General features: G+C 73.6%; 23 protein-coding genes. 16 read left to right on the top strand and 7 right to left on the bottom strand.

What is annotated here, in order from left to right:
* Positions 1-15: 15 nt before the first annotated feature.
* The gene (locus ABD944_RS27770) at positions 16-936 is read left to right on the top strand and encodes a hypothetical protein (RefSeq protein ID WP_345181622.1); all 921 of its coding nucleotides are present in this window, start codon (positions 16-18) and stop codon (positions 934-936) included.
* 22 nt (positions 937-958) lie between these two features.
* On the opposite strand, the gene ABD944_RS27775 is transcribed toward ABD944_RS27770, so the two are convergent.
* Together ABD944_RS27775 and ABD944_RS27780 are read right to left on the bottom strand one after the other, a co-directional pair.
* Complete coding sequence (locus ABD944_RS27775; protein ID WP_345181624.1) at positions 959-1,111, bottom strand: hypothetical protein; 153 nt, start codon at positions 1,109-1,111, stop codon at positions 959-961.
* A gap of 153 nt (positions 1,112-1,264) precedes the next feature.
* Positions 1,265-2,827 carry a Rieske 2Fe-2S domain-containing protein gene (locus tag ABD944_RS27780; protein ID WP_345181626.1) on the bottom strand — a complete coding sequence of 521 codons (1,563 nt, stop codon included), beginning with the start codon at positions 2,825-2,827 and terminating at the stop codon, positions 1,265-1,267.
* Between the two features lie 339 nt (positions 2,828-3,166).
* Between ABD944_RS27780 and ABD944_RS27785 the strand changes: the two genes are divergently transcribed.
* From ABD944_RS27785 to ABD944_RS27830, 10 genes are all read left to right on the top strand, one after another.
* A complete protein-coding gene (locus ABD944_RS27785; protein WP_345181628.1) occupies positions 3,167-3,898 on the top strand; it encodes a sensor histidine kinase in 732 nt (243 codons plus the stop codon).
* The gene (locus ABD944_RS27790; RefSeq protein WP_345181630.1) at positions 3,895-4,542 is read left to right on the top strand and encodes a response regulator transcription factor; all 648 of its coding nucleotides are present in this window, start codon (positions 3,895-3,897) and stop codon (positions 4,540-4,542) included. The genes ABD944_RS27785 and ABD944_RS27790 overlap by 4 nt, the downstream gene beginning before the upstream one ends.
* A 102-nt stretch (positions 4,543-4,644) precedes the next feature.
* The gene (locus tag ABD944_RS27795; protein WP_345181632.1) at positions 4,645-5,517 is read left to right on the top strand and encodes a cytochrome P450; all 873 of its coding nucleotides are present in this window, start codon (positions 4,645-4,647) and stop codon (positions 5,515-5,517) included.
* A 31-nt stretch (positions 5,518-5,548) separates the two neighbouring features.
* Positions 5,549-6,682 (top strand): alpha/beta hydrolase, encoded by a 1,134-nt coding sequence (locus ABD944_RS27800; protein WP_345181634.1) that lies wholly within the window; start codon positions 5,549-5,551, stop codon positions 6,680-6,682.
* Position 6,683: 1 nt separating this feature from the next.
* Entirely contained in the window at positions 6,684-7,733 is a 1,050-nt protein-coding gene (locus ABD944_RS27805) for an alpha/beta hydrolase (RefSeq protein WP_345181636.1), read from the top strand.
* Between the two features lie 58 nt (positions 7,734-7,791).
* Positions 7,792-9,063 carry a sensor histidine kinase gene (locus ABD944_RS27810; protein ID WP_345181638.1) on the top strand — a complete coding sequence of 424 codons (1,272 nt, stop codon included), beginning with the start codon at positions 7,792-7,794 and terminating at the stop codon, positions 9,061-9,063.
* Positions 9,060-9,725, top strand: coding sequence for a response regulator (locus tag ABD944_RS27815; RefSeq protein WP_185027840.1), 666 nt, complete (start codon positions 9,060-9,062; stop codon positions 9,723-9,725). The genes ABD944_RS27810 and ABD944_RS27815 overlap by 4 nt, the downstream gene beginning before the upstream one ends.
* An 89-nt stretch (positions 9,726-9,814) precedes the next feature.
* Positions 9,815-10,426, top strand: coding sequence for a response regulator (locus tag ABD944_RS27820; RefSeq protein WP_345181641.1), 612 nt, complete (start codon positions 9,815-9,817; stop codon positions 10,424-10,426).
* Positions 10,427-10,703: 277 nt separating this feature from the next.
* Entirely contained in the window at positions 10,704-11,297 is a 594-nt protein-coding gene (locus ABD944_RS27825; protein WP_345181643.1) for a DUF6230 family protein, read from the top strand.
* Positions 11,298-11,301: 4 nt separating this feature from the next.
* Entirely contained in the window at positions 11,302-12,420 is a 1,119-nt protein-coding gene (locus ABD944_RS27830) for a DUF6114 domain-containing protein (RefSeq protein WP_345181644.1), read from the top strand.
* Here ABD944_RS27830 and ABD944_RS27835 read toward each other — a convergent pair.
* From ABD944_RS27835 to ABD944_RS27845, 3 genes are read right to left on the bottom strand one after another with little or no spacing between them, the layout of a single operon-like run.
* A complete protein-coding gene (locus ABD944_RS27835; protein ID WP_345181646.1) occupies positions 12,336-13,847 on the bottom strand; it encodes a serine/threonine-protein kinase in 1,512 nt (503 codons plus the stop codon). The genes ABD944_RS27830 and ABD944_RS27835 overlap by 85 nt on opposite strands.
* A 22-nt stretch (positions 13,848-13,869) precedes the next feature.
* The gene (locus ABD944_RS27840) at positions 13,870-15,582 is read right to left on the bottom strand and encodes a protein kinase domain-containing protein (RefSeq protein ID WP_345181648.1); all 1,713 of its coding nucleotides are present in this window, start codon (positions 15,580-15,582) and stop codon (positions 13,870-13,872) included.
* Positions 15,582-17,423 (bottom strand): serine/threonine-protein kinase, encoded by a 1,842-nt coding sequence (locus tag ABD944_RS27845; protein ID WP_345181650.1) that lies wholly within the window; start codon positions 17,421-17,423, stop codon positions 15,582-15,584. Before ABD944_RS27845 ends, ABD944_RS27840 begins: the two co-directional genes overlap by 1 nt.
* A gap of 158 nt (positions 17,424-17,581) precedes the next feature.
* On the opposite strand from ABD944_RS27845, the gene lysX reads away from it, so the two are divergent.
* Entirely contained in the window at positions 17,582-20,881 is a 3,300-nt protein-coding gene (gene lysX / locus ABD944_RS27850) for a bifunctional lysylphosphatidylglycerol synthetase/lysine--tRNA ligase LysX (protein ID WP_345181652.1), read from the top strand.
* Here the strand turns inward: lysX and ABD944_RS27855 are convergent.
* On the bottom strand, positions 20,878-21,363 hold the full coding sequence (locus ABD944_RS27855; RefSeq protein ID WP_345181654.1) for a hypothetical protein: 486 nt from the start codon (positions 21,361-21,363) through the stop codon (positions 20,878-20,880). The two genes, lysX and ABD944_RS27855, sit on opposite strands and share 4 nt — an antisense overlap.
* A gap of 111 nt (positions 21,364-21,474) precedes the next feature.
* On the opposite strand from ABD944_RS27855, the gene ABD944_RS27860 reads away from it, so the two are divergent.
* The 3 genes from ABD944_RS27860 to ABD944_RS27870 are packed head-to-tail and all read left to right on the top strand — an operon-like array spanning position 21,475 to position 23,647.
* Entirely contained in the window at positions 21,475-21,843 is a 369-nt protein-coding gene (locus tag ABD944_RS27860) for a type II toxin-antitoxin system RelE/ParE family toxin (RefSeq protein WP_345181657.1), read from the top strand.
* Entirely contained in the window at positions 21,843-22,142 is a 300-nt protein-coding gene (locus ABD944_RS27865) for a helix-turn-helix domain-containing protein (RefSeq protein WP_345181660.1), read from the top strand. Before ABD944_RS27860 ends, ABD944_RS27865 begins: the two co-directional genes overlap by 1 nt.
* 14 nt (positions 22,143-22,156) lie before the next feature.
* A complete protein-coding gene (locus ABD944_RS27870; protein WP_345181663.1) occupies positions 22,157-23,647 on the top strand; it encodes an alpha/beta hydrolase in 1,491 nt (496 codons plus the stop codon).
* Between the two features lie 12 nt (positions 23,648-23,659).
* Here ABD944_RS27870 and ABD944_RS27875 read toward each other — a convergent pair whose 3' ends face one another.
* A complete protein-coding gene (locus ABD944_RS27875; protein ID WP_345181665.1) occupies positions 23,660-24,748 on the bottom strand; it encodes a winged helix DNA-binding domain-containing protein in 1,089 nt (362 codons plus the stop codon).
* Between the two features lie 77 nt (positions 24,749-24,825).
* Here ABD944_RS27875 and ABD944_RS27880 point away from each other — a divergent pair, with 77 nt between their 5' ends.
* Complete coding sequence (locus tag ABD944_RS27880) at positions 24,826-25,326, top strand: CGNR zinc finger domain-containing protein (protein WP_345181668.1); 501 nt, start codon at positions 24,826-24,828, stop codon at positions 25,324-25,326.
* The last annotated feature ends 3 nt before the right edge of the window (positions 25,327-25,329 follow it).

Consider the following 25,329-nt stretch of genomic DNA (forward strand, 5'->3'; position numbering starts at 1 on the left):
GGGGAGTGACGCGGGATGGACGTCCAGGACGCCCGATTCAAGATCGCGGCCGTCGCCACGGCGGTCGTGCTGGCGGCCGGATTCCTTTTCCACCTGCACCGGCGGACGTCGGACCACCGGCCGTACCGGGGGCCGTCCGCCGCGCCGGGGACGCCCGCGACCGAGCCCGGCGGGACCCGCCGGATCGCGCTGAACACCCGGCCGTCGGACTATCCGCGGCTCCGGGCGCTCGGCTATGACCTGGTGGACGTCGAAGCGGACCCGTCGCTCGTCGCCGGGGTCCCCGCCGGGATGCGGGCGCTGCTGTGGGTCGGCAACTTCACCTGCGGCGACTTCGCGCTCGGCTGGGACGAGTTCCAGCGTGCCGTCCAGCGGTTCGGGCGCGACCCGAAGGTGTACGGGTGGTACCTGTCGGACGAGCCCAACACCGGCGACTGCCCGGAGGTCGCCGGTGAGATCCGCCGCCGCGCCCGCTACATCGACCGGAACGCGCCAGGGCAGGTCTCGTTCATCTCGCTGACCGACTGGCCGATGGGACCGCTCACGCCGCGGCGCGTCGGCGTCGACCTGGTCGGCCTGGACCCCTACCCCTGCAAGGGCTCCCCGGAGGCGCGCGAGCACTGCGACATCGGGGCGATCGACCGGATGGTCCGTATGGCGGACGCCGCCGGCATCCCGCGCGCCAAGGTCGCGCCCGTCCTGCAGACGTTCGGGCAGGGCTGCACCGAGGGAGACAAGCAGTACTGGCTGCCGACGCGGGCCCAGTTCCGCGCGATCCTCGCGCGCTGGGACCGGCTCGCGCCGCGGCCGCCGCTGGAGATCTCCTACTCCTGGGGACACCAGGAGAAGTGGGCCTGCCCCACTCTCGCGGACGCCTCCGGCGGCGCCCACCCCGACCTGCAGAGCCTCATGCGGGCACGCAACACGGCGCGCTGAGAGGCCCTGACCGGCGCGGAGGTCAGTTACCGCCGGGCTGGTCGGCGACGGCCGGATGCCGCGACTTCGACGGAACCTGGAACTCCAGTGACCCGAGCCTCAGGGCCAGGACCTCCATCACACCGACGGCCAGAATCAACGCGACGGCCATCAGGCCGAGCTTCCTGCGGTTCAACCGCGCACCCCTTTGAAACCCCCGAACGAGCAGGTCAAGAACTTAACATGCAGTGATCTTTCTTCTGTTCCGGAACTGCCCGTTTCTCACCCTTTGTAACGCCTTTGTGATCCTGCGCAGCCCCCCGCCTCCCGCGCCGCCCCCGCGGCGCGGTCAGAGGGCTCGGCTGGTGAGGTTGGCGGCGCGGGCGTTGAGGCACTCGCCGGTGGCGAGGTCGAAGGCGAAGTTGTGGGCCAGGCAGTGGATCCGCCCGTCCCGGACGACCGAGCCGACCGACAGGTCCTCACCGGCGTGCGGGCAGTACCGCGGGATGTCGTAGCGGGCGCCGGCGTCGGCGACGACGATGCGCTCGCTCTCGTCCCGCCCGGTCTCGTACGCCTCGACGGCTTCCAGCGCCGGCGCGTTCGCGTGCTTGAGCAGTCCGACCAGGTGGTCGTTGTAGACGTCGGGATCGCGGTAGAGGCTGAGCCGGAACGAGATGAGCAGGTCCTCCCACGCCATCCGGCCGGTGAGCACGCCGTCCAGCCAGCGGGCCGCGGTGGTGATCCGGTAGTGCGGGCGGACGCCGGGGGACGCCTGCGCCACCGTGAGGCCGCCGGGAGAGAAGTCGACGTCCCAGGAACCGCCGTGCGGACCGGTGACGTCGAACCGGACGATCATCGAGATCCGCCGGAGGAAGTAGTCGCTGAGCCCGCCGAGGCGCGCGAAGTGGGCGGTGAACCTGTCGAACAGGTCCGGGCCCGGCTCGGGGTGGTCCGCCAGCACGCCGGCGATGGCGCCGGCCCGGTCGGCGGCGTACCGCCTGAGGTAGTCGCCCCGGGCGTCGTCGGCGAAGGAGAACACCGCCGAGACCGGGTCACGGGTGATCTCCCCTGTGTCCAGGTCGACGGCGTCGCCCGGCTTGAAGCACTCCCAGCGCTGCCCCGGCAGATGCTCGCGCAGCCAGCCGGTGGCGACCTCCGGGTCGCAGAACGCGCCGTCCGCCTGGTCGAGCACCCGGTTGAGGTGCTCGACCTCGGCGTCCAGGAAGCACGGCGGCCCGGCGAACGGGGCCGCCAGCACGGGCTCGGTCTGCCGGACGAGCCGCTGCGCCGCGCGCAGCTTGGAGACGCGCTTGGCCGCCGAGACCTCGGCCATCTCGGCGGCGGAGTACTCGTAGCAGATCGGGTGCCAGGACGCCCCGGACGTCTGGAGCGCCATCAGGTCGAGCCGGCCTCCCGCCATGTGCTTGGCCCGGCGGGCCTGCGCGGCGGTGAGCCTGGCGTCGTTGCAGTGCAGGATCGCGCGACCGTCCGCCACGATCAGAAAGGCGGCGTCATGGCACATGGGCGACAGTTCTGGAATGACGGTGATCCAGGAGCCGCGATTGTCGAGCGTGAATTTCTCCCACGGCCGTATTTCGATGACCTGACGCCCGCCCGCGGCGGCCGTGATGCGTTCCCGGAAGGCGGGTCCGGGATAACACGGAATGAGGATCCGGGTCCGCGCGGGAAGGCGCTCGATGACCCACGGGTCGAAATGGTCGAGATGCTCGTGCGAGACCGCCACCCAGTCCGCGTCGAGCAACGGAGCGAGATCCAGATGATCGTTTCTCGGGTACTGGTGCCAGGCGCCGAGAAAGGCCCCGGTCGGAGCCAGCCACGGGTCCGCGAGCAGATGGAACGCGGCCGCGTCCACCGACACCCCCGCATGTCCGATAAATGTGACAGTCGGCATGTCCAGACTGTCGCCCTTCGGGCCCCGCCGGCACACCCGCCGGAGTGCGTAAAGCGGCTACGCCGTCAGCATGAAAGCACTATATGCACGGTGTTGATACGTCGGCCGAGACGCCCGGAAACAGATCGAGTTCACACTCCCCCGGGCAATGACCGCTTCCGGACAAAAGGTACATATTACGGACGATCTACTGGACATCCGCGGGGCCGCCGGGCGATCGTCGACTGGGTGCTGGAATAGCGGGCGGTGGTCGTCATGGGCAACGGGCGGGCTCGATCTTCCCGAGCGGACACTGCCCCGGGCGCGCGGGCGCTCGCGGGCACGGGCGGCCGCGAGGGCGTGCGCCACGAACACCATGACCGGACGGGACCCCCCGACCGCGGCGGGCGGCAGCTGTGGCGCAGGCGGCTGCGGCACGACATCCGCCACGAACTCGGCACGATCATCATGCTGGCCTCGGCCGTCGCCGTCGCGGACGACCTCGGCGACACCAGCCGGGCCCGCATCGACCAGCTGCTCGGCGAGACCCGGTGGCTCGACCACCTGCTCCGCCGGCTCGACGAGGACGACGACCGCCCGGCGCCCGCCCCGGAGCGGATCCGGGTGGACGACCTCACCGCCGAGGTCGTCACCGGGATGCGGCTCGTCACCCCGCACGAGATACGCCTCACCGCCGGCGAGGCGTGGGCGCACATGGACCCGGTGTCGTTATGGCGCGCGGTCCGCAACGTCCTCGAGAACGCGTGCCGCGTCGCGGAGGGACGCGTGGACGTGCACGTCGAGGCCGCGCGGGGCCGGCTCGTCATCCAGGTCGACGACGACGGCCCGGGGTTCGGCGCGGGCCTGGGGACACCGGCGGGGCGAGGACCGGCCCGGCCCGGGCTGGCGTCGTTGGGGCTCGGCATCGTGCACGACCTCATCTCCGGGTACGGCGGCGGCCTGGAGATCCGCACCAGCGAGATGGGCGGCGCGCGCGTCCGCATGCTGCTGCCCGCGGCGCCGCCCCCGGAGGACCGCGCGGCGGGCGCCCTCGCCGACGCCTGCTCCGACGACTGGCGGCCCCACCCATGAGGATGGTGATCTGCGACGACCACGCGGTCTTCGCCGAGTCGCTGTCCCTGGTGCTGAGCAGCGCCGGGCACAGCGTCGTGGAGGTGACCTACTCCCCCGCCGAGGCGCTGCCCGTGCTCCGGGCCAGGCAGCCCGACCTGTGCCTCATCGACCTGCACTTCCCGTCCGGCACCGCGCTCGACTGGATGCCGCGGCTGCGCGGCTCGTCCCCGCGGACGAGGTTCGTCGTGCTGACCGGATTCCTGGAGCGGCCCGTGCTGGAGGCGGGCCTCGCGGCCGGGGTCCGCGGGTTCGCGCACAAGGGGCAGCAGACCGGCGAGATCCTCGCCGTGCTGCGCCGTGTCGCGGACGACGAGATCGTCGTCGACCAGGAGATCCGCCGCGGTGACGCCCGGGGACGCGACCAGTCGCGCAGGTTCGCCCGGTTCCTCACGCCCCGGGAACGCGAGGTGCTGACCCGGCTGGCGCGCGGCGAGTCCACGCAGACCCTCGCCCGGGCGATGGGGGTGACGCGCAGCACGGCGCGCAGCCACGTCCAGAGCGTCCTCAGCAAGCTGGGGGTGCACTCCCAGCGGGAGGCGGTGATCGAGGCCGCCCGGCACGGTCTGGTCAGCGTGGAGACCGGAGAGTGGATCGCGGGCTAGCCGCCGCGTGTTTCGGCGGGATTCCGGGCGGGGACGGCCGGACCTGGCCCTTCAACGGGCGACCGTGACGCGTTAGCGTCTGCCTGGGGAGAGGAGGTACCCATGCCTCAACGGCGAGGCACGCCGCCCGTCTCCGACGCGGGGGTCCTCGACTGCCCGGACGCCTACGTGCGCGGGGTCCCCTACGACAGGCTCGAACGGCTCCGGACGCGGACGCCGGTGGTGTGGCTGGACGGGCGCACGGCGGGACGGCCGGGCGCCTGGGCCGTGCTGCGCCACCGCGACGTCCGGCATGCCCTCGCGCACCCGGAGACGTTCTCCCCGCAGGTGGACGGCGTCGTGCACGGCCCGCTGAGCGGGGAGGAGCCGTCGGGCGAGGACGAGCTGATCGACATGGACCCTCCCGTGGAGGCGATGCTCGCGCGGATCCCGCCGCGGGAGAGAGTCGACTTCGTCCGGGAGGTCGCCCGCGACCTCCCGGAGACGCTGCGCAACACCCTCGCCGGCGGCCTGCACGCCCTGCTGCGCCACCCCGCCGAGTACGTCCGGCTCCGCGACGGGCGGCGGGACGACCGGCTCCTCGACAGCGCGGTCGAGGAGATGCTGCGCTGGTGGACGCCCGTGCTGCACGTCCGGCGCACCGTGCAGCGCGGCACGGTCGTCGGCGACGTGCCGCTGCTCGCGGGCGAGGAGGTCATGCTGTGGCTGGTGTCCGCGAACCACGATGACGAGGTGTTCCCCGAGCCGGGGCGCTTCGTCCCCGACCGGTTCCTGCGGGACGCCCCGCCCCATCTGTGCTTCGGGTTCGGGCACCGGGCCTGCCTGGGCGCGCGGCTCGCGCGGGTGCATCTGCGCGCCCTGCTCGCCGCGCTGCTCGAACGGCCCGGCCTGCCGCGGCCGGCGGGCGAGCCGGTGATGCTGCGGTCGAGCGCCCGGCACGGCTTCGCGCATCTGCCCCTCCGCTGGGACCGCTGAACTTTTTCCGCCCCTCGGTCGTAGTAGGTGCGTGGGACTCACGAGCGCGGGGACGCTGAGCCTGCTCTTCCTGCTGGCCTTCGGCTGCATGGCCGCGACCGTGCGGGCCTGGCCGCGTGCCGCGGCCCCCGGCGCCCGGGCCGTGGGGGCCCGCGCGCTGATGCTCGCGGGCTGCCAGTTATCCGTCCTGCTCACGCTGGTCGCGGCCCTGAACGCGCACTACCTGTTCTACGGCTCGTGGACGGACCTGCTGAGCGCCGCCGGCGGAGGCGCCCAGGAGCACCGGCCGAACGGGGGGAACGCGGCCGCCGCGACGAGGGTCGTGCGGACGGTGCAGGCGGGCCTCGACCCCGGACCGCGTGCCGAGCACGTCCCGGCGAAGGACGGCCAGGTCGAGCGCCTCGACATCCGCGGCGTCCGGACGGGACTGGCGTCGCAGGCGTACGTGTACCTGCCGCCGCAGTACTTCCAGCGCGCCTACGCCGCCCGCCGCTTCCCGGTCGTGGTCCTGCTGGCCGGGTACCCGGCGGCGGACCGGCTCGTGTGGATCCGCCAGGGGCACGTCCCCGAGGACGCCGCGCGGGCGCAGGCGCGGGGCCTGATCCGGCCGATGATCTACGTGATGATGCGGCCGACCGTCGTGCGGGGCTGGGACACCGAGTGCGCCGACGTGCCCGGCGGTCCGCAGGTCGAGACGTTCTTCGCGCAGGACGTCCCCGAGGCGGTCGCCGAGACCTACCGCGTGCCGCGGGACCGGAGCGGCTGGGCGCTCGCCGGGTACTCCACCGGCGGGTTCTGCGCCGCGAAGCTGGCGATGCGGCACTCCGACCGGTTCTCCGCCGCCGTCAGCATGGCCGGGCACTTCGACGCGCTGATGGACCCGACGACCCGCGACCTGTACGGCGGGAGCAGGGCCGTGCGGCAGAGCGACGACCTCGTCTGGCGGCTGCGGCGCCTTCCCGCGCCGCCGGTGTCGATCCTGGTGGCGTCGGCGGACACCGGGGAGAAGACGTTCCCGTCGGCGCAGCGGTTCATGCGGGCCGCGCGCCCTCCGCTGGTCGTGGACAAGGTGCTGCTGCGCAGCGGCGGCCACAACTTCAAGACGTTCCGCAAGTACATCCCGCCGTCCATCAGGTGGCTGAGCGCACGGCTGCGGGGAGGGTGACATGGAACCGGTGAGCGCGGCCCTCATCGGGCCCGTGTGCCTGCTGGCGCTGGGCTGCGCGGTGGCGGCCGTCGTCCTGTGGCGGCGGCTCGCGGGGACGGGCGTGCGGGCCGTGCTGGCGCGCTCCGGGCTCCTGCTGGCCACGCAGGCCGCGCTCACCACGTCGATCCTGCTGCTGGCCAACCGGTACTTCGTGTTCTACGCGACGTGGAACGACCTGCTCGGCAACGATCCCGCGCGCCTCCGGGTCGAGCACGTCCAGCCGCAGCGCGCGGCGGGACGCCTCGTGGAGCGCACCGTGACCGGCCTCGGCCCGAAGCGGGCGGGGCACACGGCCGACCCCGCGAAGGACGGGCGGGTCGACCGCCTGACCGTCCACGGCGCGCGGAGCGGCCTGGACGCCGAGGCCTACGTCTACCTCCCGCCGCAGTACTTCCAACGGGCCGGGCGGCTGCCCGTGGTGGTCCTCATGGGGGACGGCGCGCCCGCGGACCGGCTGCGGGACGCCGGCCTGCTCCGGGCCGCCGGGAGGACGCGGCCGATGGTGTACGCGATGGTGCGGCTCCGCGGCGCCGCCGACTGCGTGGACGTGCCGGGGCGTCACGCCACGCTCGGCGAGACCTACCTCTCGCAGGACCTTCCGGAGGCCCTGGCCTCGCAGTACCGGGTGACGGAGGCCCGCGAGGGGTGGGGTCTGGCGGGGACGGGCGACGGCGGATGGTGCGCGGCGCGGCTCGCCATGGTGCGCTCCGACCGGTTCGCCGCCGCCGCGAACGTCGGCGGCCGGTTCGGCGCGCCGGCGGGCGACCTCTACGGCGGGAGCGAGCGCTACCGGCTCGGCGACGACCTGCTGTGGCGGCTCCAGAACGTCCCGCCGCCCCCGGTGTCGATCCTGGTCGGGGCGGCGAGGGGCGACGAGCAGGCCCGGCGGTTCGCCGCGCTGGCGCGGCCGCCGATGCGCGTCGAGACGTTTCCGGGCGAAGGTCCCTCCGCGCTTCCGTCCGTCCTGACGTGGCTGGGGGCGCGGCTCCGGATACCTCCCGCGGAGTAGGGGCGCTGACTCCTCAGGGCCGACGTGGCCCGGCACACCCATGACTTAACGTGCAGGAATGAGCACTTCGCCGCCGCGCTGGCCGCGGCCCGCCGCGTGGCCGGTGTGGGTCGTCCCGCTGCTGGTCGCGTTCCTCCAGGTGGGCGGGTCGCTGGGCGCGCAGGGCGAGCGGCCGCCGGGAGGGCGGACCGGCGGACCGCCGTGGGAGCACGGGAGCGCGTCCATCGGGCACACCGACCTGGACGCGCTCGGCTTCGCGCTGCTCCTCGCCGGACCGGTCCTGCTGCTGTTCCGGCGCCGGCACCCGGTGTTCACGGTGTGCTCCACCGCGGCGGTGACCGCCCTGTACTTCCTGCGCGCCTACACCTACGGCCCGGCGCCGCTGGCGCTGGCCGTCGCGATGATGGCGGCCGTCACCGCCGGGCACCGGCTGCTGGTCTGGGCGGGGACGGGCGTCGGCCTCGCCGCGTTCTTCTCCCTCACCGCGCTGATCGGCGTCCCGGCCGCCGAGCGCGGTCAGGGCGGCCCGTTCCCGGTCGAGGAGCCGACGCTCGGCGGGTCGGGCTTCGTGGTCGGCTGGGCGCTGGTGGTGCTCGTCACGGCCGAGCTGATCCGGATGAGCCGGCAGCGCGCCGCCGAGACCGCCCGCACGCGCGCCGAGGAGGAGCGCCGCCAGGCCAGCGAGGAGCGGCTGCTGATGGCCCGCGAGCTGCACGACGTGCTCGCGCACAACATCTCCATGATCAACGTGCAGGCGGGCGTGGCGCTGCACCTGATGGACGAGAACCCCGAGCAGGCCCGGACGGCGCTCGCCGCCATCAAGGACGCCAGCAAGGAGGCGCTCACCGAGATGCGCGGGGTGATCGGCGCGCTGCGGGCGCAGGGCGAGACCGCGCCCCGCGCCCCGACCGCCGGGCTGGAGGGGCTGGACGACCTGCTGGCCCGCGCGCGGTCCGCGGGGCTGGACGTCGAGGCCGAGGTCACCGGGGAGCGGCGGCCGCTGCCCGCAGGCGCCGACCTGGCCGCGTTCCGCATCGTCCAGGAGTCGCTGACGAACGTGACCCGCCATGCCGGTCCCGGACCGGTGACGGCGCGGGTCCGCATCGCCTACGGTGAGCACGAGGTCGTGGTGGAGGTCGAGGACGACGGCCGGGGCGTGTCCCTGCTGGACGACCGGCCGGGCGGCAGCGGGATCCGCGGCATGCGCGAGCGGGCCGCCGCGCTCGGCGGCGCGTTCGAGGCCGGTCCGCGACCCGGCGGCGGCTTCGGCGTGCGGGCGCGGCTGCCGCTGGACGCCGGCCCGGCCGGGCCCGAGGAGGGTGCGCGATGATCAAGGTGCTGCTGGCCGACGACCAGGTGCTGGTGCGGGCCGGGTTCCGGGCGCTGCTGGACGCGCAGCCCGACATCGAGGTCGCCGGGGAGGCGGGCGACGGCGAGGAGGCGGTGGCGCTGGCCCGCCGGCTGCGTCCCGACGTCATCCTGATGGACATCCGCATGCCCGGCCTGGACGGCCTGGAGGCGACCCGGCGGATCGCCTCCGACGAGCGGCTGGACGGCGTGCACATCGTGATCCTCACCACGTTCGAGCTGGACGAGTACGTGTTCGAGGCGCTGCGCGGCGGGGCGAGCGGGTTCCTGGTCAAGGACACCGAGCCGGTGGAGCTGATCCACGCCGTCCGGGCCGTCGCGGACGGGGACGCGCTGCTGTCGCCCGGCGTGACCCGGCGGCTGATCTCGGAGTTCGCCGCGCGGGCCAAGGAGCCGGCGCCCTCGCCGCGGCTGAACGCGCTCACCGAGCGTGAGCGGGAGGTGATGGCGCTGGTCGGCGAGGGACTGTCGAACGAGGAGATCGCGGCCCGGCTCGTGGTGAGCCCCGCGACGGCCAAAACGCACGTCAGCCGTACGATGGTGAAGCTCGGGGCGCGGGACCGGGCGCAGCTCGTGGTGTTCGCCTACGAGTCGGGGCTGGTCAAACCGGGCTGGCTGCCCTAGAAATTTTACTCTGCGGGGATTCGCTGTCCTCCCCCGCAGGACCATGACAGGGTGGACGGCGCAGGCCGTCACCGACGTGAGGGAGTCCGGTGCCGCACGACGCGAGGATTCTGGCCGTCGACGACCGCGAGGAGAACCTCACCGCCCTCGCGGCCGTGCTCGACGCGCTGCCGGTGGAGGTCGTGTCGGTCACCTCCGGCCAGGCCGCCCTGAAGGAGCTGCTGAACGATGACTTCGCGCTGATCCTGCTCGATGTCGTGATGCCGGAGATGGACGGGTTCGAGACGGCCGAGCACATCAAGGCCCGGCCGCGCACCCGGGACGTCCCGATCATCTTCCTCACCGCGGGCGGCGGCGCCGGGGAGCAGGCGTTCCGCGGCTACGCGGCGGGCGCGGTCGACTACCTCACCAAGCCGTTCGACCCGTGGCTGCTGCGCGCGAAGGTCTCGGTGTTCGTCGAGCTGCACCGCCGCAACCAGCAGCTCCAGCAGCAGGCGCTGCTGCTGCGCCAGACGCTGGAGGAGGGCGAGGGCGGGGCCTCCCCGGCAGGGTGCGACCGGCTCCTCGCGGCCCTGGACCAGCGGGTCGCCCGCATCGAGGCGGACGTCGCCCGGCTGCGGTCCGGCGAGCCCGCCGACGAGCTGGAAGCTCACGTCGCCGACCTGCGGACGGCGCTCGACACGCTGGCCGCGGGCGGCTGAGCGCCCCTCTCGATCCTTCTCGATCCCCTGCGAGGGCGGGGTTCCCGCGCACGTCAGCGGCTACTTATCGTAGCCGCTCTCGTCCTCACTCCCCTCCAGGGCGGCCGGCGTCTCCAGAACATGATCTTGCAGGTCAGAGAACTGGAATCTTTTACCTTTGATGATGCTTGTCCGGTTTGTCGCAAGTAAGTACTTGGGGGTAACTTGCACTCTGCGTCACACCAGTGACCCGTGTCACCGCGGTCCCCCCACGGACCACGACCCCCCGGAGGCCCCCATGTCCCCCTCGTCCGACGCCGCGCCCGGCCGCGTCCGCTGGAAGCGGTTCGCCGCGATCGCCGCCCCCGCGGCGGTCGGCGCGGGCGCCCTGGTCTTCATGACCGCGCAGGGCGCGATCGCCTCCTCCTTCGCCGTCTCCGGCGGCAGCTTCAAGGTCAGCGCCGACTCGCTGAGCGGGCAGGGCTTCGTCCAGTACGGCGGGGTCGACGCGGGCAAGGACGGCGCCAAGCACCCCGTGCAGGTCTCCGCCATCAGGTCCGCGCAGATCCGCGACATGTGCCAGTCGGTGAAGGTCGGCCCGTTCACGCTGCGGCTCACCGCCGGCACCGGCGCCAAGCCCGTCGAGGCGAGCGACCTCGTCCTGGACGTGGAGCAGCTCAACGCCGACGCCACGTTCTCCGACATCGAGATCGGCCGGGACGCGAGCACGCTGGACAAGGGCCCGGACGGGGCGAGGGGCCCGGCGGGCATGTTCGGGCAGCAGGCGTCCTCGATCGAGCTCCGCGACGTCAAGCAGGTCGCGTGGGCGACCACCGCCGGGACCTTCAAGCTGAACGACCTCAGCATGAAGCTCGGCGCCGAGTGCTTCTGAGGCCATGACCCTTCCCACCGGACCCGCTCGTCCCGCCCCGTCCGCTCCCCGCGCGCCGCACGGATTCCGCCGCTGGCGGCGGACACGCCCCTTCTGGGGAGGCGTGTTCGCCGTCCTCGGCGGCGTCGAACTGGTCGCGATCCCGCTGGCCCCGATGCCGCTCATCGTCCACCAGGGCATGGCCGGGGTGGCGAGCTGGCTCATCGGCGCGCTGCTCGTCACCGCTGGCGCGCTGATGTGGTTCCAGCCCGCCCAGCGCAGCTTCTACGGCATCCTCGCGGTGCTGCTGTCCCTGGCGTCGTTCCTCACGTCCAACTTCGGCGGGTTCCTCGTCGGGATGCTGCTGGGCCTGCTCGGCGGCGCCCTCGGCTTCGCCTGGACGCCCGCGCCGGACGGGCCCCGGCCCGCCACGACGCCGCGGGACGGCCGTCACGGCGCGCACGCGGCGCCGCGCGGCGGGCGGCTGACCGCCCTCGCGCTCCCGGCCGTCCTGGGGATCCACCTGCTCGCCCCGTCCCCGTCCCCATCGCCGTCCTCCCCGGTGGCGGCGTCCTCGGCCACCCCCGCCCCCTCGGCGGCGCCGTCCGCGATCCAGACCGCGTCTCCGAGCCAGACGCCGTCCACGCAGCCCACCACCAGCGCGACACCCGCCCCGACCGCCACGCCTTCGCCCAGCGCGACGCCATCGCCCACTGCGACGCCCGCACCGGCCAAGGACGCGGGCACCGGGCCGCGCCTCTACACCGACGCCGGGACGCTGCGCGCCGACTCGCTGACGATGTCGGGGCTCAGCTACGACGGCGTCGCGTCCCTCCCCTCGGCGGGCGGGACCGTGAAGGCGCTGAAGTTCAGCATGTCCAAGGCCGTCCTGAAGAACGTCGACCAGACGGCCTCGCACGGCGGCGCCACCGCGCGGACCCGGACCGGCAGCCTGACGCTGACCGGCGATGTCGTCATGTACACGACGAAGATGTCGTCCAAGCTGCTGGGCGTCCCGGTGACCTTCACTCCGGCGGCGCCTCCGCCGCTGACGCCGCCCTACATGGTGATGACCGACGTGGTCTCCGAGCAGCCCGCCGTCACCGCCGGCGGAGCGCAGATCAGCGGCCTCGCCACCGGCTGACCGGGCGCCTCGCCCAGCGCGCCGGCGCCCAGCTTGCCGCGCAGGATGAACGCGCCCAGCAGCACGGCCGCCACCACGAGGACGACCGCGACCGTGACGACCACCACCGTCTTGCGGCGCTCCCCGCCACTTCCGGGACGGTCGTGGACGGGCGGCGGAGGCGGCTGCTGCCAGTTCGCGTACTGCTGCGGCTGCTCCCACGGCGGAGGCGTCTGCGGCGGAAGGCTCGGATGCGGCTGGATGACCGACGGTTGCCGCACCGGCGGGTGCTGCACGGACGGGTGCTGGGACGGGGGCGGCGGCACCCAGTCCGACTCCAGCGGCGTCCGCGGAGCCGGCTCCGGAGGTTGGGGAGGGGGCGGCGGCGGGTGCGAGGCGCCGCGGTCCTGGAACCGGCCCGGGTCGCGGCGGGTCACCGGCTCGGGTTCGCCGAGGTCGTGGCGCACCGGCTCGCGGCGAACGGCGTCTCCCACGTCCCGGCGCGTGACCGGGTCGAGGTCCTCGGGGTCGAGGACGGTCTCCGAGGCGCGGTCGGGCAGGTAGCGGGCGGACGGCTCGTCCGTCATCGTCTCGTTCACCCGCGAGGGCAGCGGCGGCACCGGCGGGGACGGCTGCTGGACGGCCACGACCTGGGTGAGCAGGGGCAGCGCCTGCTCCGCCGTCATCCGGCCGAACGGCTCGCGCGCGAGCAGCCCCTCCAGCACCCGGCCGAGCGGCCCCGCGTTCCGCGCGGGCGGCACGGGCTCGGTCAGCGCGGCCTGCAGCGACGACATCGCGTCGGACCGCTCGTACGGGGAGCGGCCCTCCACGGCCGCGTACAGGGTAGCGCCGAGCGCCCACAGGTCGGAGGCGGGGACCGCGCGCTCGCCCTGCACCCGCTCCGGCGCGATGTAGGCGGGCGACCCCATGACCAGGCCCGTCTGGGTGAGGGTCGAGTCGCCCTCCATCTGCGCGATGCCGAAGTCGGTCAGCACGGCCCGTCCCGTGTCGGTGACCAGCACGTTGCTGGGCTTGACGTCGCGGTGCAGGATGCCCTTCTGGTGGGCGTGCTGGAGCGCGCCGAGCATCTGCAGCCCGATGTCGGCGACCCGGCGGTGCTCCATCGGGCCGCGCTCGATGATGTCCTGCAGCGACGGGGCGAGGACCAGCTCCATCACGATCCAGGGCCGGTCCGCCTCCTCGACGACGTCGTGGACGGTCACCACCCCGGAGTGGTTCAGCCGCGCCGACGCGCGGGCCTCGCGGAACGTCCGCTCGTAGAGGACGGCGCGCTCGGACTCGCTCAGCCCGGGCGGGAGCACGACCTCCTTCACCGCGACCTCGCGGTCCAGCATGGTGTCGAAGGCGCGCCACACGGTGCCCATGCCGCCGCGGCCGACCACCGAGTCGAGCCGGTAGCGGTTACCGAGCAGACGTGCCTGTGCCATCTCTAGAAGGTCCCCCCACTGGTCATCCCACCCCGGAGGGCTGGAACGTGTCGAGGACATTGTTCACGAGTGTCTCGTTCTCGTTCCACTGGGAGGTGGGTACCGCCACCACGATGGCGAACGGCCGGCCGTCCACCATCACGCCGCGGTCCTTCGCGCGCGTGCCGCCCGAGCGGGACCAGCTGAACTCGATGTCGGCCGCCGGACGCCCGGCGACGGTCGTGCGGGTGATCTCTCCGATGCGCTGGAAGCCCTGGAGCTTGCCGTCGGCGATGGCCTCCCGCTCCCAGGTGACCCAGTGCTCGTAGGGGTCGCCGGACCACACCGTCCGGTCGACCTGCACGTAGGCGCTGGACGCGGGGTCGGTCCAGACGACGCTGTTGCCCTGCACCGAACGCCGCCACCCGCGCGGGACCGCGATCGTGAAGCCGCGCTCGCGCGCGGGGACGAGCCCCGCGGGAATCGGCCGCCTGCTCGCACTCGGCGAGGGCGCCGGGTCGTCCGAGGCCACGGTCGGCGTGCTCCCCGTGGCCGGCGTCTCCTGCCCGGCGGCCTGCGGCGGCTGCGACCGTTCCGGTCCGCCGTCCGAGGAGTTCTTCGGCCAGAAGGCGAACCCGGCGATCGCCAGGACCGCCGCCGCCACGACGACGCCGGCGAGGACCGGCACGACCGGGGACTTCCCGCGCGCCGGGGCGGCGGGCGCTCCCTGCGTCCACTGCGTGGACGTTCCGTGCGGAAAGTGCTCCGTCGATTCGGGCGGGACGGGCACCGGAATGGACGGCTGCGCGAGCGCCTGCGACGGTGCCGCCTGCGACGGTGCCGCCTGCGACCCGCCGGACGGGAGCGTCGCGGTCCAGGTGGCGCCGGCGGCCGCGGCCGCCGCCTCGTTCGCGGCGATCTGCGCGGCGGCCGCGTCCGCGGCGTGCCCGGAGGCGACCGCCTTCAGCGCCGCCTCGGCCCGGTCCCCGGTCATCCGCCGCACCGGGTCGCGCTCCAGCAGCCCGGTGAGGACGGGCGCCAGCGGCCCCGCGTTCCTCGGCGGCGGGACGTCCTGCGTCATCACGGCGGCGAGGACCGCCATCGCGTCGCTGCGGTGGTGCGGCGCCTTGCCCTCCGTCGCCGCGTACAGGGTGGCGCCGAGCGCCCACAGGTCGGACGCGGGGATCGCCGGGTCGCCGTTCACCCGCTCCGGCGACATGTACGCGGGCGACCCCATGATCAGCCCGGTGCCGGTGAGGGTGGCGTCGCCCGCCACCTGGGCGATGCCGAAGTCGGTGAGCACGGCCCGGTCGTCGCCGGTGACCAGCACGTTCGCCGGCTTGACGTCGCGGTGCAGGACGCCGATCGCGTGCGCCGCCCGCAGCGCCCCCGCGATCTGCGCGCCGATGGTCGCGACCCGTCCGGGCGGCAGCGGCCCCTCCTCCTCCACGACCTCCTGGAGGGAGCGGGCGCGCACCAGCTCCATGACGATCCACGGCCGGCCGTCCTCGTCGACGACGTCGTGCACGGTCACGACGCCCGGGTGGTTCAGCCTGGCCGAGGCGCGGGCCTCGCGCAGCGTGCGGCGGTGCCGGTTCTCGCGCTCCTCGTCGCTCAGGCCCGCGGGCAGCACGACCTCCTTGACCGCGACCTCGCGGTCGAGGGTCTCGTCGGAGGCGCGCCACACGGTGCCCATGCCGCCGCGCCCGACGACCGATTCGAGCCGGTACCGACCGGCCAGCAGCCGCCCCTCCATCAGGCGTCCGCGGGCTTGAAGAACCGGTAGACCGGCTGGAGTTCGGAGTACACCTCGTCCCAGTCGCCGTCAGGGGCCCGCAGCAGGATCGCGTAGCCGTGCCCCTTCGTCACGAACCCGCGGTTGAGGATGTGCACCCGGCCTCCGTCGCCGTCGTAGGTGAACTCCCAGTCCGCCGACTTGTCGCCGTTCCCGGTGTCGGGCACCGGCGGGTGGTCGCCGGTCGCGGCGATCCTGAGCTTCTTGTAGCCGGGCCAGCCGGAGCCGCCCCGCTCCTGCCGCCGCCAGTCGTCGATCGCGCTCGGGCCGGGGTCGTCGGTCTGGTCGATCTGGATGTAGGTCTTGCGTCCGGGCGCGTAGAAGAAGTCGCCGCCGTTCTTGCGCTCGGGTCCCTTCCAGCCCTCGGGGACGGGAACGGAGTAGCCGCTGCGGTCCTTGTGCGTCCTGAACCCGGCGGGAAGGGCCGGGCTCGGGTTCTTCGACTTGACCGGGGAGGACGAGGACGCCCTCCCCGTGGCCGGCGGCGTCGAGGCGCTCTTCTTCGCGCCCTTCCCCTTGTCGTCGCCGCCGTTGCTGGCCAGCGCGATCCCCGCGATGACCAGGATGACGAGGAGCACCACCCCCGCGATGATCAGCACGTTGCGGTTGGACGCCAGCGCCGGCCGTCCGGCGGAGGGGTGGTGGGTCGTCGGCGGGAAGTGCGTGTCCGGGCCGGGCTCGGGCCCCCGGCTCGGGACCGTGACCCGTCCGGCGGGCTGGGTGCGGGGCCCCGGCCGCCAGGAGCTGACCCTGTCGGGGTCGGGCGCGGTCTCGGCGGGGTTCGCGGCCTCGGGCGCGCTCGGCGCCCCCCTCGGGAGGTCGAAGCTGGTGAGCTGGTCGGGCCGGTCGCCGGCGCCGGCCGGGCGGGGCGCCTCGTCGGGGGCCTCCGGCATGGTCGTCTGCGTCCCCGGCGCCTCCTCGACCGGGTACTCGACGGCCATCGTCCGCTGGGTGTCGATGGTCTCCTGCCGGACGATGTCGTCCAGCATCCGGCCGGCCTCGATCGCGTCCATCCGCTGGTCGGGGTTCTTGCGCAGCAGGCCTTCGATGACCGGGACGAGCCGGCCGCCCTTCTCCGGCGGGTCGGGCTCGTCGGAGATCACCGCGACCAGCGCGGCCATCGGCTCGGGACGCTCGAACGGCGACTTGCCGTGCAGCATCGCGTACAGGGTGACGCCCAGCGACCACAGGTCGGAGGCCGGACCGGCGACGCGGCCCCGGGCCCGCTCCGGCGCGATGTAGGCGGGCGAGCCCATGACGAGCCCGGTCTGGGTGAGGGTGGCGTCGCCGGAGGCGGTCGCGATGCCGAAGTCGGTGAGCACGGCGCGCTCGCCCATCCGCCCCGTGCCGGTGATCAGCACGTTGCTCGGCTTGACGTCGCGGTGCAGCACGCCGGCCTCGTGCGCGGCGTGCAGCGCGGCGAGCATCTGCCGGGCGATCTCCGCGGCGCGGCGCGGCTCCATCGGCCCGTCCTGCTTGATCACCTGGTCCAGGGAGCGCGCCCTGATGAGCTCCATGATGATCCAGGGGCGGTCGTCCTCCTCGACGACGTCGTAGACGGCGACGACGCCCGGATGACTGAGCCTGGCCGCGGTGCGGGCCTCACGGAACGTGCGCTTGTGGTGCACGGCGCGTTCCTCATCGGTGAGACCATGCGGGAGGATGACCTCCTTCACCGCAACGTCACGACCGAGGACCTCATCGTGCGCCTGCCAGACCGTCCCCATGCCGCCTCGGCCGACCTGGGTCACCAGGCGGTAGCGGCGGGCGAGCAACCGCTCACCGGTGGGTTCATTTGGCATATCCGCGACCATATCGACTTTTGCTGACAACCTTGGACTGAGAGTGCAAGCCACATCCCCTTACCCGTACGACGCCCGAGATCACTCCGTGGTTCGCCGCGGGCCGGGCGCGCGGGGGCGGAGACGTGATCGACGTGCGACCCGGTAGAAAGGGGACCATGACCGAGCAGGGCCAGCAGCGCGGCCTGCGGGGCGAGTGGGGGCGGCTGATCCAGGCCGCGCCGACGATCTTCTTCTGGTACACCCGACTCTCCGGGATCCTGTCGCTGCTCGCATGGGTCTCCTATGGTCTCATCCTTGAGATAGCCGATATCTGGGCGTTGCGATGGATCGGTTATCTCGGCTGGTTCCCGAGCGTCCCGATCGGCCTGCTGTGGATCCTGCTGTCGATGGGCGTCCGGCGGCGCAAGAAGGCCGCGTGGCGGATCCTTGTCCTGATCTTCTGCCTGCCCACCGCGCTCGGCGTCACCGCCGTCCTGACGACGCTGATCAACCCGGACAGGCCCACCCCCGTCGGCCTGATCGTCACCGCCGCCGTCTACCTGGCGGTGCTCGGCCTGCTGATCTCCGCGCGCGGCCAGTTCACCACCCTGCCCGACAGGGCCAACCGGCGCCTGGCCACCCTCGTCTTCACCAGCCTCCTCATCGTGACCTGCGGCATCGGGACGTTCCTCGTCACCGTGACCGACCGCATCTCCCGCGGCGACTTCTGGACGCACCCGCTCTACGCGATCGCCCAGACCGTCCTCGGGCCGCGCGTCACCGGCAAGCCGATCGACGTGTCGGTGCCGTTCTGGGTCGACGTGATCCTGTGGGTGCTCGGCACCGGACTGATGATCGCCACGTTCTGGGCGCTGTTCCGGCCCGGGCGGCGCGACCCCGTCCTCAGCCCCCCGGAGGAGCTGGCGGCCCGCGCCCTGCTCGCCGAGTACGGCGACCAGGACTCCCTCGGCTACTTCGCGCTGCGCCGCGACAAGGACGTCATCGTCGCGCCGAACGGTAAGGCGGCCATCGCCTACCGGGTGGAGGGTTCGGTCTCCCTGGCCAGCGGCGACCCGCTCGGCGACCCCGAGTCGTGGGACCAGGCGATCGAGGCGTGGCTCGGCGAGTGCCGCGCGCACGCCTGGATCCCCGGCGCGGTCAGCGTCGGCGAGCGCGCCGCCCGCATCTACAAGCGGCACGGCTTCGACGCGCTGGAGCTCGGCGACGAGGCCATCGTCGACCTCACCGACTTCAACCTGGACGGACGGGAGATGCGGCAGGTCCGCCAGGCCGTCCGGCGCGTCGAGCGGGCCGGGTACACCGTGCGGATCCGCCGCCACTCGCAGATCCCCGGCTGGGAGATGGCCAAGCTCATCCGCAGCGCCGACGCCTGGCGCGGCGAGGAGACCGAGCGCGGCTTCTCCATGGCGCTCGGCCGGCTCGGCGACCCCACCGACGGGCGCTGCGTCATGGTCGAGGCGTTCGACGCGCACGGGGAGCTGCGCGGCCTGCTCAGCTTCGTCCCCTGGGGGCGGGCCGGGCTGTCGCTCGACCTGATGCGCCGCGACCGGCTCGCCGAGAACGGCCTCAACGAGTACATGGTCGCCAAGCTCGCCGAGAAGGCCGCCGCGGTCGGCGCGCAGCAGCTGTCGCTGAACTTCGCGATGCTGCGCTCGGCGTTCGAGCGCGGCTCCCAGATCGGCGCGGGCCCCGTCGCCCGGCTCTACTACCGGTTCCTGTCGTTCGCGTCGAAGTTCTGGCAGCTGGAGTCGCTGTACCTGTCCAACGCCAAGTACATGCCCGACTGGCGTCCCCGCTTCATCTGCTACGAGCACGGGCGGCACCTCGTCCGGCTGGGCCTCGCCTACGCCCGCGCCGAGGGGTTCCTCCCGAGCCTGAACCGCCCCAAGCTGGACCGGGCCGCCTCGATGGTCCCCTCCGACGACCTCGTCGAGAGGATCAAGGAGATCGAGGAGGCCGCGGAGGCCGCCCGCGCCCCCCAGCGCCGGCTGTCGGAGCAGGAGCGGGTCCGGCACGCCAAGCTCGACCAGATCCGCGCCGCCGGGATGGAGCCGTACGCGCTCGGCTGCGAGCGCACCGACGTCGCCTCCGGCATCCGGGAGCGGCACTCCGGTCTCGCCCCCGACACCCGCACCGGCGACTCCGTCGCGATCGCGGGCCGCGTCGTCCTCGCCCGCGAGCACGGCCGGCTGATCTTCGTCACGCTGCGGGACGAGACCGGCGACCTGCAGGTCATGCTGACCGCCGACTCGGTCGGCGAGGAGTCGCTGCGCCGCTGGAAGTCGCTCATCGACCTCGGCGACCAGGTCGGGGTGCGGGGCGAGGTCGTCACGTCCCGGCGCGGGGAGCTCTCGGTTCTCGCGTCCTCGTGGACGCTCGCCGCCAAGTGCCTGCACCCGCTGCCGAACAAGAGCTCCGGGCTGTCGGACCCGGAGGCCCGCGTCCGGCAGCGGTACGTGGACTTCATCGTCAACGACGAGTCCCGCCGGATGCTGCGGATGCGCGGCGACGCCGTCGCCGCCGTCCGGGACGGGCTGCGCGCCCGCGGCTACCTGGAGGTCGAGACGCCGATGCTCCAGCCGGTGCACGGCGGCGCCACCGCCCGCCCGTTCACCACCCGCATCAACGCCTACAACATGCAGCTCTACCTGCGGATCGCGCCGGAGCTGTACCTCAAGCGCCTCCTCGTCGGCGGCGCCGGCCGCGTCTTCGAGCTGAACCGCAGCTTCCGCAACGAGGGCGTCTCGCAGCGGCACAACCCCGAGTTCACCATGCTGGAGGCCTACGAGCCCTACGGCGACTACGACACCATGGCCGAGCTGACCCGCTCCCTCGTCGTGGACGCGGCCCGCGCCGCCCTCGGCACCACGGTCGTCGTCCGGGACGGCGCCGAGTACGACCTCGCCGAGCCGTGGCAGGAGATCACCGTCTACGAGTCGGTGTCCAAGGCGCTCGGCGAGGAGATCACCCCGGGCACCTCGCCGGAGCGCGTCCACGCGTTCGCCGAGCGGGCGGGGCTGAACGTCGACCCGCAGTGGGGGCAGGGCAAGGTCGTCCAGGAGCTGTTCGAGGCGCTCGTCGAGGAGCACCTGACGGCGCCCACGTTCGTCCGCGACTACCCGGCCGAGACGTCCCCGCTGACCCGCCCCCACCGCGACGACCCGCGCCTGGCCGAGAAGTGGGACCTCATCGTCTTCGGCCTCGAACTCGGCACCGCCTACTCCGAGCTGATCGACCCCATCCTCCAGCGGCAGCGGCTCACCGAGCAGTCGCTCCAGGCCGCGGGCGGCGACCCGGAGGCCATGGAGCTCGACGAGGACTTCCTTCGTGCCCTGGAGTACGCGATGCCGCCCGCCGGGGGCATGGGCATGGGCATCGACCGGCTGCTGATCACGCTGACGGGCCGCAGCATCCGCGAGACGATCCCGTTCCCGCTGGTGCGCCCCGGCTCCTAGAGGCCGCGCGGGACGGGCCGGAACCCCTGCCCCGCGAGCCACGCCCGCGCCGCTCCCCGCCGGGCGTCCTCCCCCTCGGGCAGGACGCCCGGCGGAACGGGCAGCCCCTCCGCCTCGTCGGCCGGGAGCACGTCCCCGCGCTCGGGATCGAGCACCTGGAAGCCGTCCTCCATCGCCGCGGCGACCGCCCCCAGGTCGACGGGAAGCGGAGCCAGCCCGGTCGGCGCCCCCACGCCCAGGGCGGCGGCGAGCTCGTCCGCCAGCTCGGCGTCGCCGGGCAGGTCGCGCTCGTTCAGCTCCTCCAGGCACGCGAGGGCGAGAGACCGCGCGTCGCGCCCCTGCGCCAGGGCCGCGACGAGGACGTCCCCGGCGTACTGGAGCACGGGAGCCAGCGGACGGCCCCGGAGCAGCTCGGCGTCCCCGACCCCCCGGTGCGCCGCCGCCCGCAACCGCGCCAGCGCCTCATCGCCCCATTCCGTCACGCACACATTTGTACAGACAACCTCTGACACGCGCGCTCGATTCATTGCCCGTGCGGCCTGGACATTGCGAACGGCGGCGACATACCATCAATGAAATATACCTTGGAGGGTATGTTCGAGATCGAGATGGAACCCGAGGTCGTCGCGTGGCTGGACACTCTGACCTTCGTCCAGTACCAGCGCGTCATGCGGAACGTGGACGACTACCTTGTGGACCGTGGAGACCTTCTCGACGGCAACCACACCCGAGCGTTACGAGCCGGCGTTCGTGAGTTGCGTCTTCACTTGGAGGACACCACGTGGCGGATCACCTACTGGCTGCCGACGGCCCGCGGACGCCTCATCGTGTTGCTGACGGCTTTCCAGAAGGTTCGCAATGGCTCCCAGCCGCAGGATGTCGAAAGGGCGGTCTTCATGCGAAGAATCTGCGAGTCGTCCCACTTGGCACCCACAGGGCACGTCTATGAAAGGAGCGAGTGATGGCCGGGCATAGCGGGTGGCGGGCCTACCGCGCGAAGCGACTGCGGGAGGAGACCGCGGCCCATCCCGAGTACGAGCAGGCGGGGCTCGACCTCCGCCTCGGTGACATGGTGCGCGAACGCCGACTCCGCCTCGGACTCACGCAGGCGGTCGTCGCCGAGCGCGCCGGCATCACCCAGCCCGCGCTCTCGCGGCTCGAAGGGGGTGGCGGAATTCCCACCCTCGCGATGCTGGACCGCATAGCCAGGGCCATGAACACCACCTTCACGATCACTGTGGGAGAGGACGCGGCGGCCTGACCTCCATCAGGATCGTGGCGGTGGTGGTGGGGGTGGTGTGTGCCGTCGTCGGGGGTGTGGGGGTGCTGGCGGCGGACGCCGGGCTCCGGCGGCGGGCCGTGGTGGTGGACGGGGTGCCGGTCGAGATCGTGCGGCAGGCCGGGGCGTCCGGGCGGGCGCCGGGTGTCGTGGTGGCGCACGGGCTCGGAGCAAGCGGGCGCCTGATGCGCGGGTTCGCCGACACGCTGGCCCGGCGCGGGTACGCGGTGGCGCTCGTCGACCTCGCGGGGCACGGGGCCAGCACGCGGCGGCTCCCCGGGAACGGGGACGGCCCTGCCGCCGATGCCCGGCTCGACCGTGACGTGGACGTCGCCGTCACGCGCCTGCGGGCCATGCCGGGGGTGGACGGGGAGCACATCGGACTCGTCGGGCACTCGCTGGGAGCCGCCGCGGTCATCCGCTACGGCGCGGCGCATCCGTCCGTCGGGGCGACGGTCGCGATCTCGCAGGGGTCGATGGCGGTGCCGGCGTCCGCGCAGAACGTGCTGCTGGTCGCCGGCGGCCTGGAGTTCCCCGCGTATCGGGACGGCGCCGTCCAAGCGCTGCACGCCGTCCACCCGGAGGGGCGGCCCGGCGCGACCTACGGCGATCCGCGCGACGGGACGGCGCGGCGGGCCGTCATCGTCGGCGGTGTCGAGCACGTCGGCGTGCTGTTCAGCCCGCGCACCCATCGCGAGACCGGCGCCTGGTTCGACGCGGCGTTCGGGCGGCACTCGGCTCCGGTCTCCGACGTGCGCGCCGTCCAGCGGGCGGGGTCGGCGCTGCTGCTGCACCTCGCGGCCGTGCTGACCTTCGGGGCGATCGCCTCGGCGCTGCTCGGGCGGCCCTCGGACGCCCGCGAGGCGCGCCGCCGCGTCCCGGTGCGGTTCGCGCTGCTCGCGGCGGCGTTCGCGGCCGGGGTCGCGGTGCCCGTGATGGGGGTCTTCCGGTTGCCGCTCGCGGTGGCCGGTCCGCTCGCCGGGTTCTTCGGCGTCGCCGGCGTGGTGGCGCTCGTCTGCGCGAGGGACCCCGGCTTCCTCGGGGGCCGGCCCCGGGCGCGGACGGTGGCGGCGGCGGCCGTCCTCGTCGCCTTGACCGTGGTGTCGTTCGCCGTCCCGGCCCAGCTGGGGTGGGCGCACGCGGTGCCGGTGGGCCCGCGGGTGTGGGCGCTCGTCCCGATCACCGCGGGCACCGCCCTGTACTGCCTGGGGGTCGAGGCGCTGTGCGCCGGGCATGATCGGCCGACCGCCATCGGCGTGCACGCCTGGGCGGCGACGGCCGCGCTGGCCGCCCTCCTCGCGGCCGCCCTCGTCGGGGCCGTCTCGCCGTTCGTGCTGCTGGTGTCGCCGCTGATCGCCGGACTCCTGGCCTGGCAGGGCGTCCAGGCGGCGGCGCTGCGCTCGATCCGGGCCCCGGCGTGGGCGACCGCGCTCGTCGGCGGCGTCCTGCTGGCCTGGCCCCTCGCGGTCACCATGCCGATCACCTGACGTCCGGTGAGCTCACCGCGCGAAGCGCAGGACGTGGTCGGCGTCGGCGGCGGCGAACGCCAGGAGGCGGGCCGCCTCCTCCCGGACCGGCTCCTCGTCGGGGAGGGGCGCGAGAAGGTCCACGGTCAGCTCGGCGCGGGCCGCCTTCCGGTCGTGCTTGAGCGTCCAGGTGCCGTGGACCCGCCCGTCGACGAGGACGGTCGGCTTGGTGACGGCCCCCACGCACACGGCCTTGCGCTGCTCGTCCGTCATCATGCGGCTCCGGTCGGAGTAGGCGAGGATCAGGTTGTCGAAGGCCGGGAGGAAGCGGACGGGCGCGGGGGCGTCGGCGTCCGGGAGCGGCATGCCGGGAAGGTCGAAGAGCTCCGCGCCGCTCTCGTCCCGGTAGGTCCGCAGGGACGGGCGGAGCTCCTCGAAGGCGGCGTCCATGCGGCGCAGCCCGGACCACATCTGGAAGTCCTTGACGGAGGCCGGGCCGAACGCGGCCAGGTAGCGGCGGATCAGCCGCTCCGGCGACTCCGGGGAGAGCGGGCGGCCGATCCACTCCTCCGCCAGGGCGAACGGCGTCGCGCCGCCGGTGTTCCACGTCCCGCTGGGCGGCGGATGGACGACGGAGACCAGCGCCTGCGCCGACCAGCCGAGCGCCTGGAGGTCGCGGTCGGGCCAGCGCTCGGCGAGGGCGCGGGCGAGCTGCGGGCGGGTGAGGGTCCGCCCCCGCAGGAGCCTGCGCGCCTCGGCGGCGAGCCCGTCCAGGTCCCAGTCCCGGGTGGCGCTGCCGAAGGCCGCCTGGCGTCCGCGCAGGACGCTCTCCTGGACGAGGGGGCGCACCCACAGGAAGTCGGCGGCGGACGCCAGGTGCTGCGTCCCCCGAAGGATCGTGCTGCGCACGGCGGACCGGTCGTAGAGCAGGCCGGTGAGGTCGTCTCGGCGGAAGCCCTCCAGCCGCGCCCAGAGCCCGATGTACGGCATTTTGGTCTCCTGGGCCTGGATGGCGACGAGCCGTTCGACCGCTTCCAGGAGGGGCATGCCGGAGCGCTCCAGGAGCAGCTGCCGCTCAAGCGCCGCCCGGTTCAGCGTCCGGCGATCCAGTGTCCGCGTCATACCGCCAGTCTACCAGAACGGAATGCTCTATTCCGCAAATGGGCCCGTATCATCGAGCCAGGAAGGTAGGTGGTGATGTGCGTTACGTTGCCTACATCGGCAACCTGACCCGGCTCGCGGTCGAGCTGGTCAACGGGGACGAGCCCAGCGAGCTGCGGCGGGAGTTCTTCCAGCAGCACGACGTGGTGGAACCGGACGACCCGGGGGACCTCCTCCCGGCCCTGCGCGACGCGGTCGCGGCCGTCGCCGACGGCGGACCGCCCCTCCCGGTCAACCTCCTCCTGGACCGTTTCCCGCCCGCGATGCGCGTCGCCGAGCACGACGGCGACGGCCCGCACCTGCACTTCGCCCGCGACGGCGAGGACGGCGTCCAGTGGCTCGGCCGAAGCTGCGCCGCCGCCCTCGCCCACGTCCTGTGCGGGGACCCCGACGTCACCGTGGGCCGCTGCCGCGCGGACGGCTGCGCCCGCTTCTACGTGGACGAGTCCCGCAACCGCAGCCGCCGGTTCTGCTCGAACGCCTGCGCGAGCCGCACGACCGTCGCCGCCCACCGCGCCCGCCGCCGGGCGAGCCGGTGAGCG

Source organism: Actinomadura verrucosospora, from assembly GCF_039540335.1.
In the GTDB taxonomy this organism is placed as follows: Bacteria; Actinomycetota; Actinomycetes; order Streptosporangiales; family Streptosporangiaceae; genus Spirillospora; species Spirillospora verrucosospora.

Excerpts from the sequence above, each read along its gene's own strand:
- ABD944_RS27840 (WP_345181648.1), bottom strand. The coding sequence starts at position 15,582 with ATGGAGGGGCGGCTGCTGGCCGGTCGGTACCGGCTCGAATCGGTCGTC.
- ABD944_RS27875 (WP_345181665.1), bottom strand. The coding sequence starts at position 24,748 with ATGACGCGGACACTGGATCGCCGGACGCTGAACCGGGCGGCGCTTGAG.
- ABD944_RS27845 (WP_345181650.1), bottom strand. The coding sequence starts at position 17,423 with ATGCCAAATGAACCCACCGGTGAGCGGTTGCTCGCCCGCCGCTACCGC.
- ABD944_RS27780 (WP_345181626.1), bottom strand. The coding sequence starts at position 2,827 with ATGCCGACTGTCACATTTATCGGACATGCGGGGGTGTCGGTGGACGCG.
- ABD944_RS27830 (WP_345181644.1), top strand. The coding sequence starts at position 11,302 with ATGACCCTTCCCACCGGACCCGCTCGTCCCGCCCCGTCCGCTCCCCGC.
- ABD944_RS27770 (WP_345181622.1), top strand. The coding sequence starts at position 16 with ATGGACGTCCAGGACGCCCGATTCAAGATCGCGGCCGTCGCCACGGCG.
- ABD944_RS27790 (WP_345181630.1), top strand. The coding sequence starts at position 3,895 with ATGAGGATGGTGATCTGCGACGACCACGCGGTCTTCGCCGAGTCGCTG.
- ABD944_RS27815 (WP_185027840.1), top strand. The coding sequence starts at position 9,060 with ATGATCAAGGTGCTGCTGGCCGACGACCAGGTGCTGGTGCGGGCCGGG.
- ABD944_RS27810 (WP_345181638.1), top strand. The coding sequence starts at position 7,792 with ATGAGCACTTCGCCGCCGCGCTGGCCGCGGCCCGCCGCGTGGCCGGTG.
- ABD944_RS27795 (WP_345181632.1), top strand. The coding sequence starts at position 4,645 with ATGCCTCAACGGCGAGGCACGCCGCCCGTCTCCGACGCGGGGGTCCTC.
- lysX (WP_345181652.1), top strand. The coding sequence starts at position 17,582 with ATGACCGAGCAGGGCCAGCAGCGCGGCCTGCGGGGCGAGTGGGGGCGG.
- ABD944_RS27865 (WP_345181660.1), top strand. The coding sequence starts at position 21,843 with ATGGCCGGGCATAGCGGGTGGCGGGCCTACCGCGCGAAGCGACTGCGG.
- ABD944_RS27835 (WP_345181646.1), bottom strand. The coding sequence starts at position 13,847 with ATGGCACAGGCACGTCTGCTCGGTAACCGCTACCGGCTCGACTCGGTG.
- ABD944_RS27825 (WP_345181643.1), top strand. The coding sequence starts at position 10,704 with ATGTCCCCCTCGTCCGACGCCGCGCCCGGCCGCGTCCGCTGGAAGCGG.
- ABD944_RS27805 (WP_345181636.1), top strand. The coding sequence starts at position 6,684 with ATGGAACCGGTGAGCGCGGCCCTCATCGGGCCCGTGTGCCTGCTGGCG.
- ABD944_RS27860 (WP_345181657.1), top strand. The coding sequence starts at position 21,475 with ATGTTCGAGATCGAGATGGAACCCGAGGTCGTCGCGTGGCTGGACACT.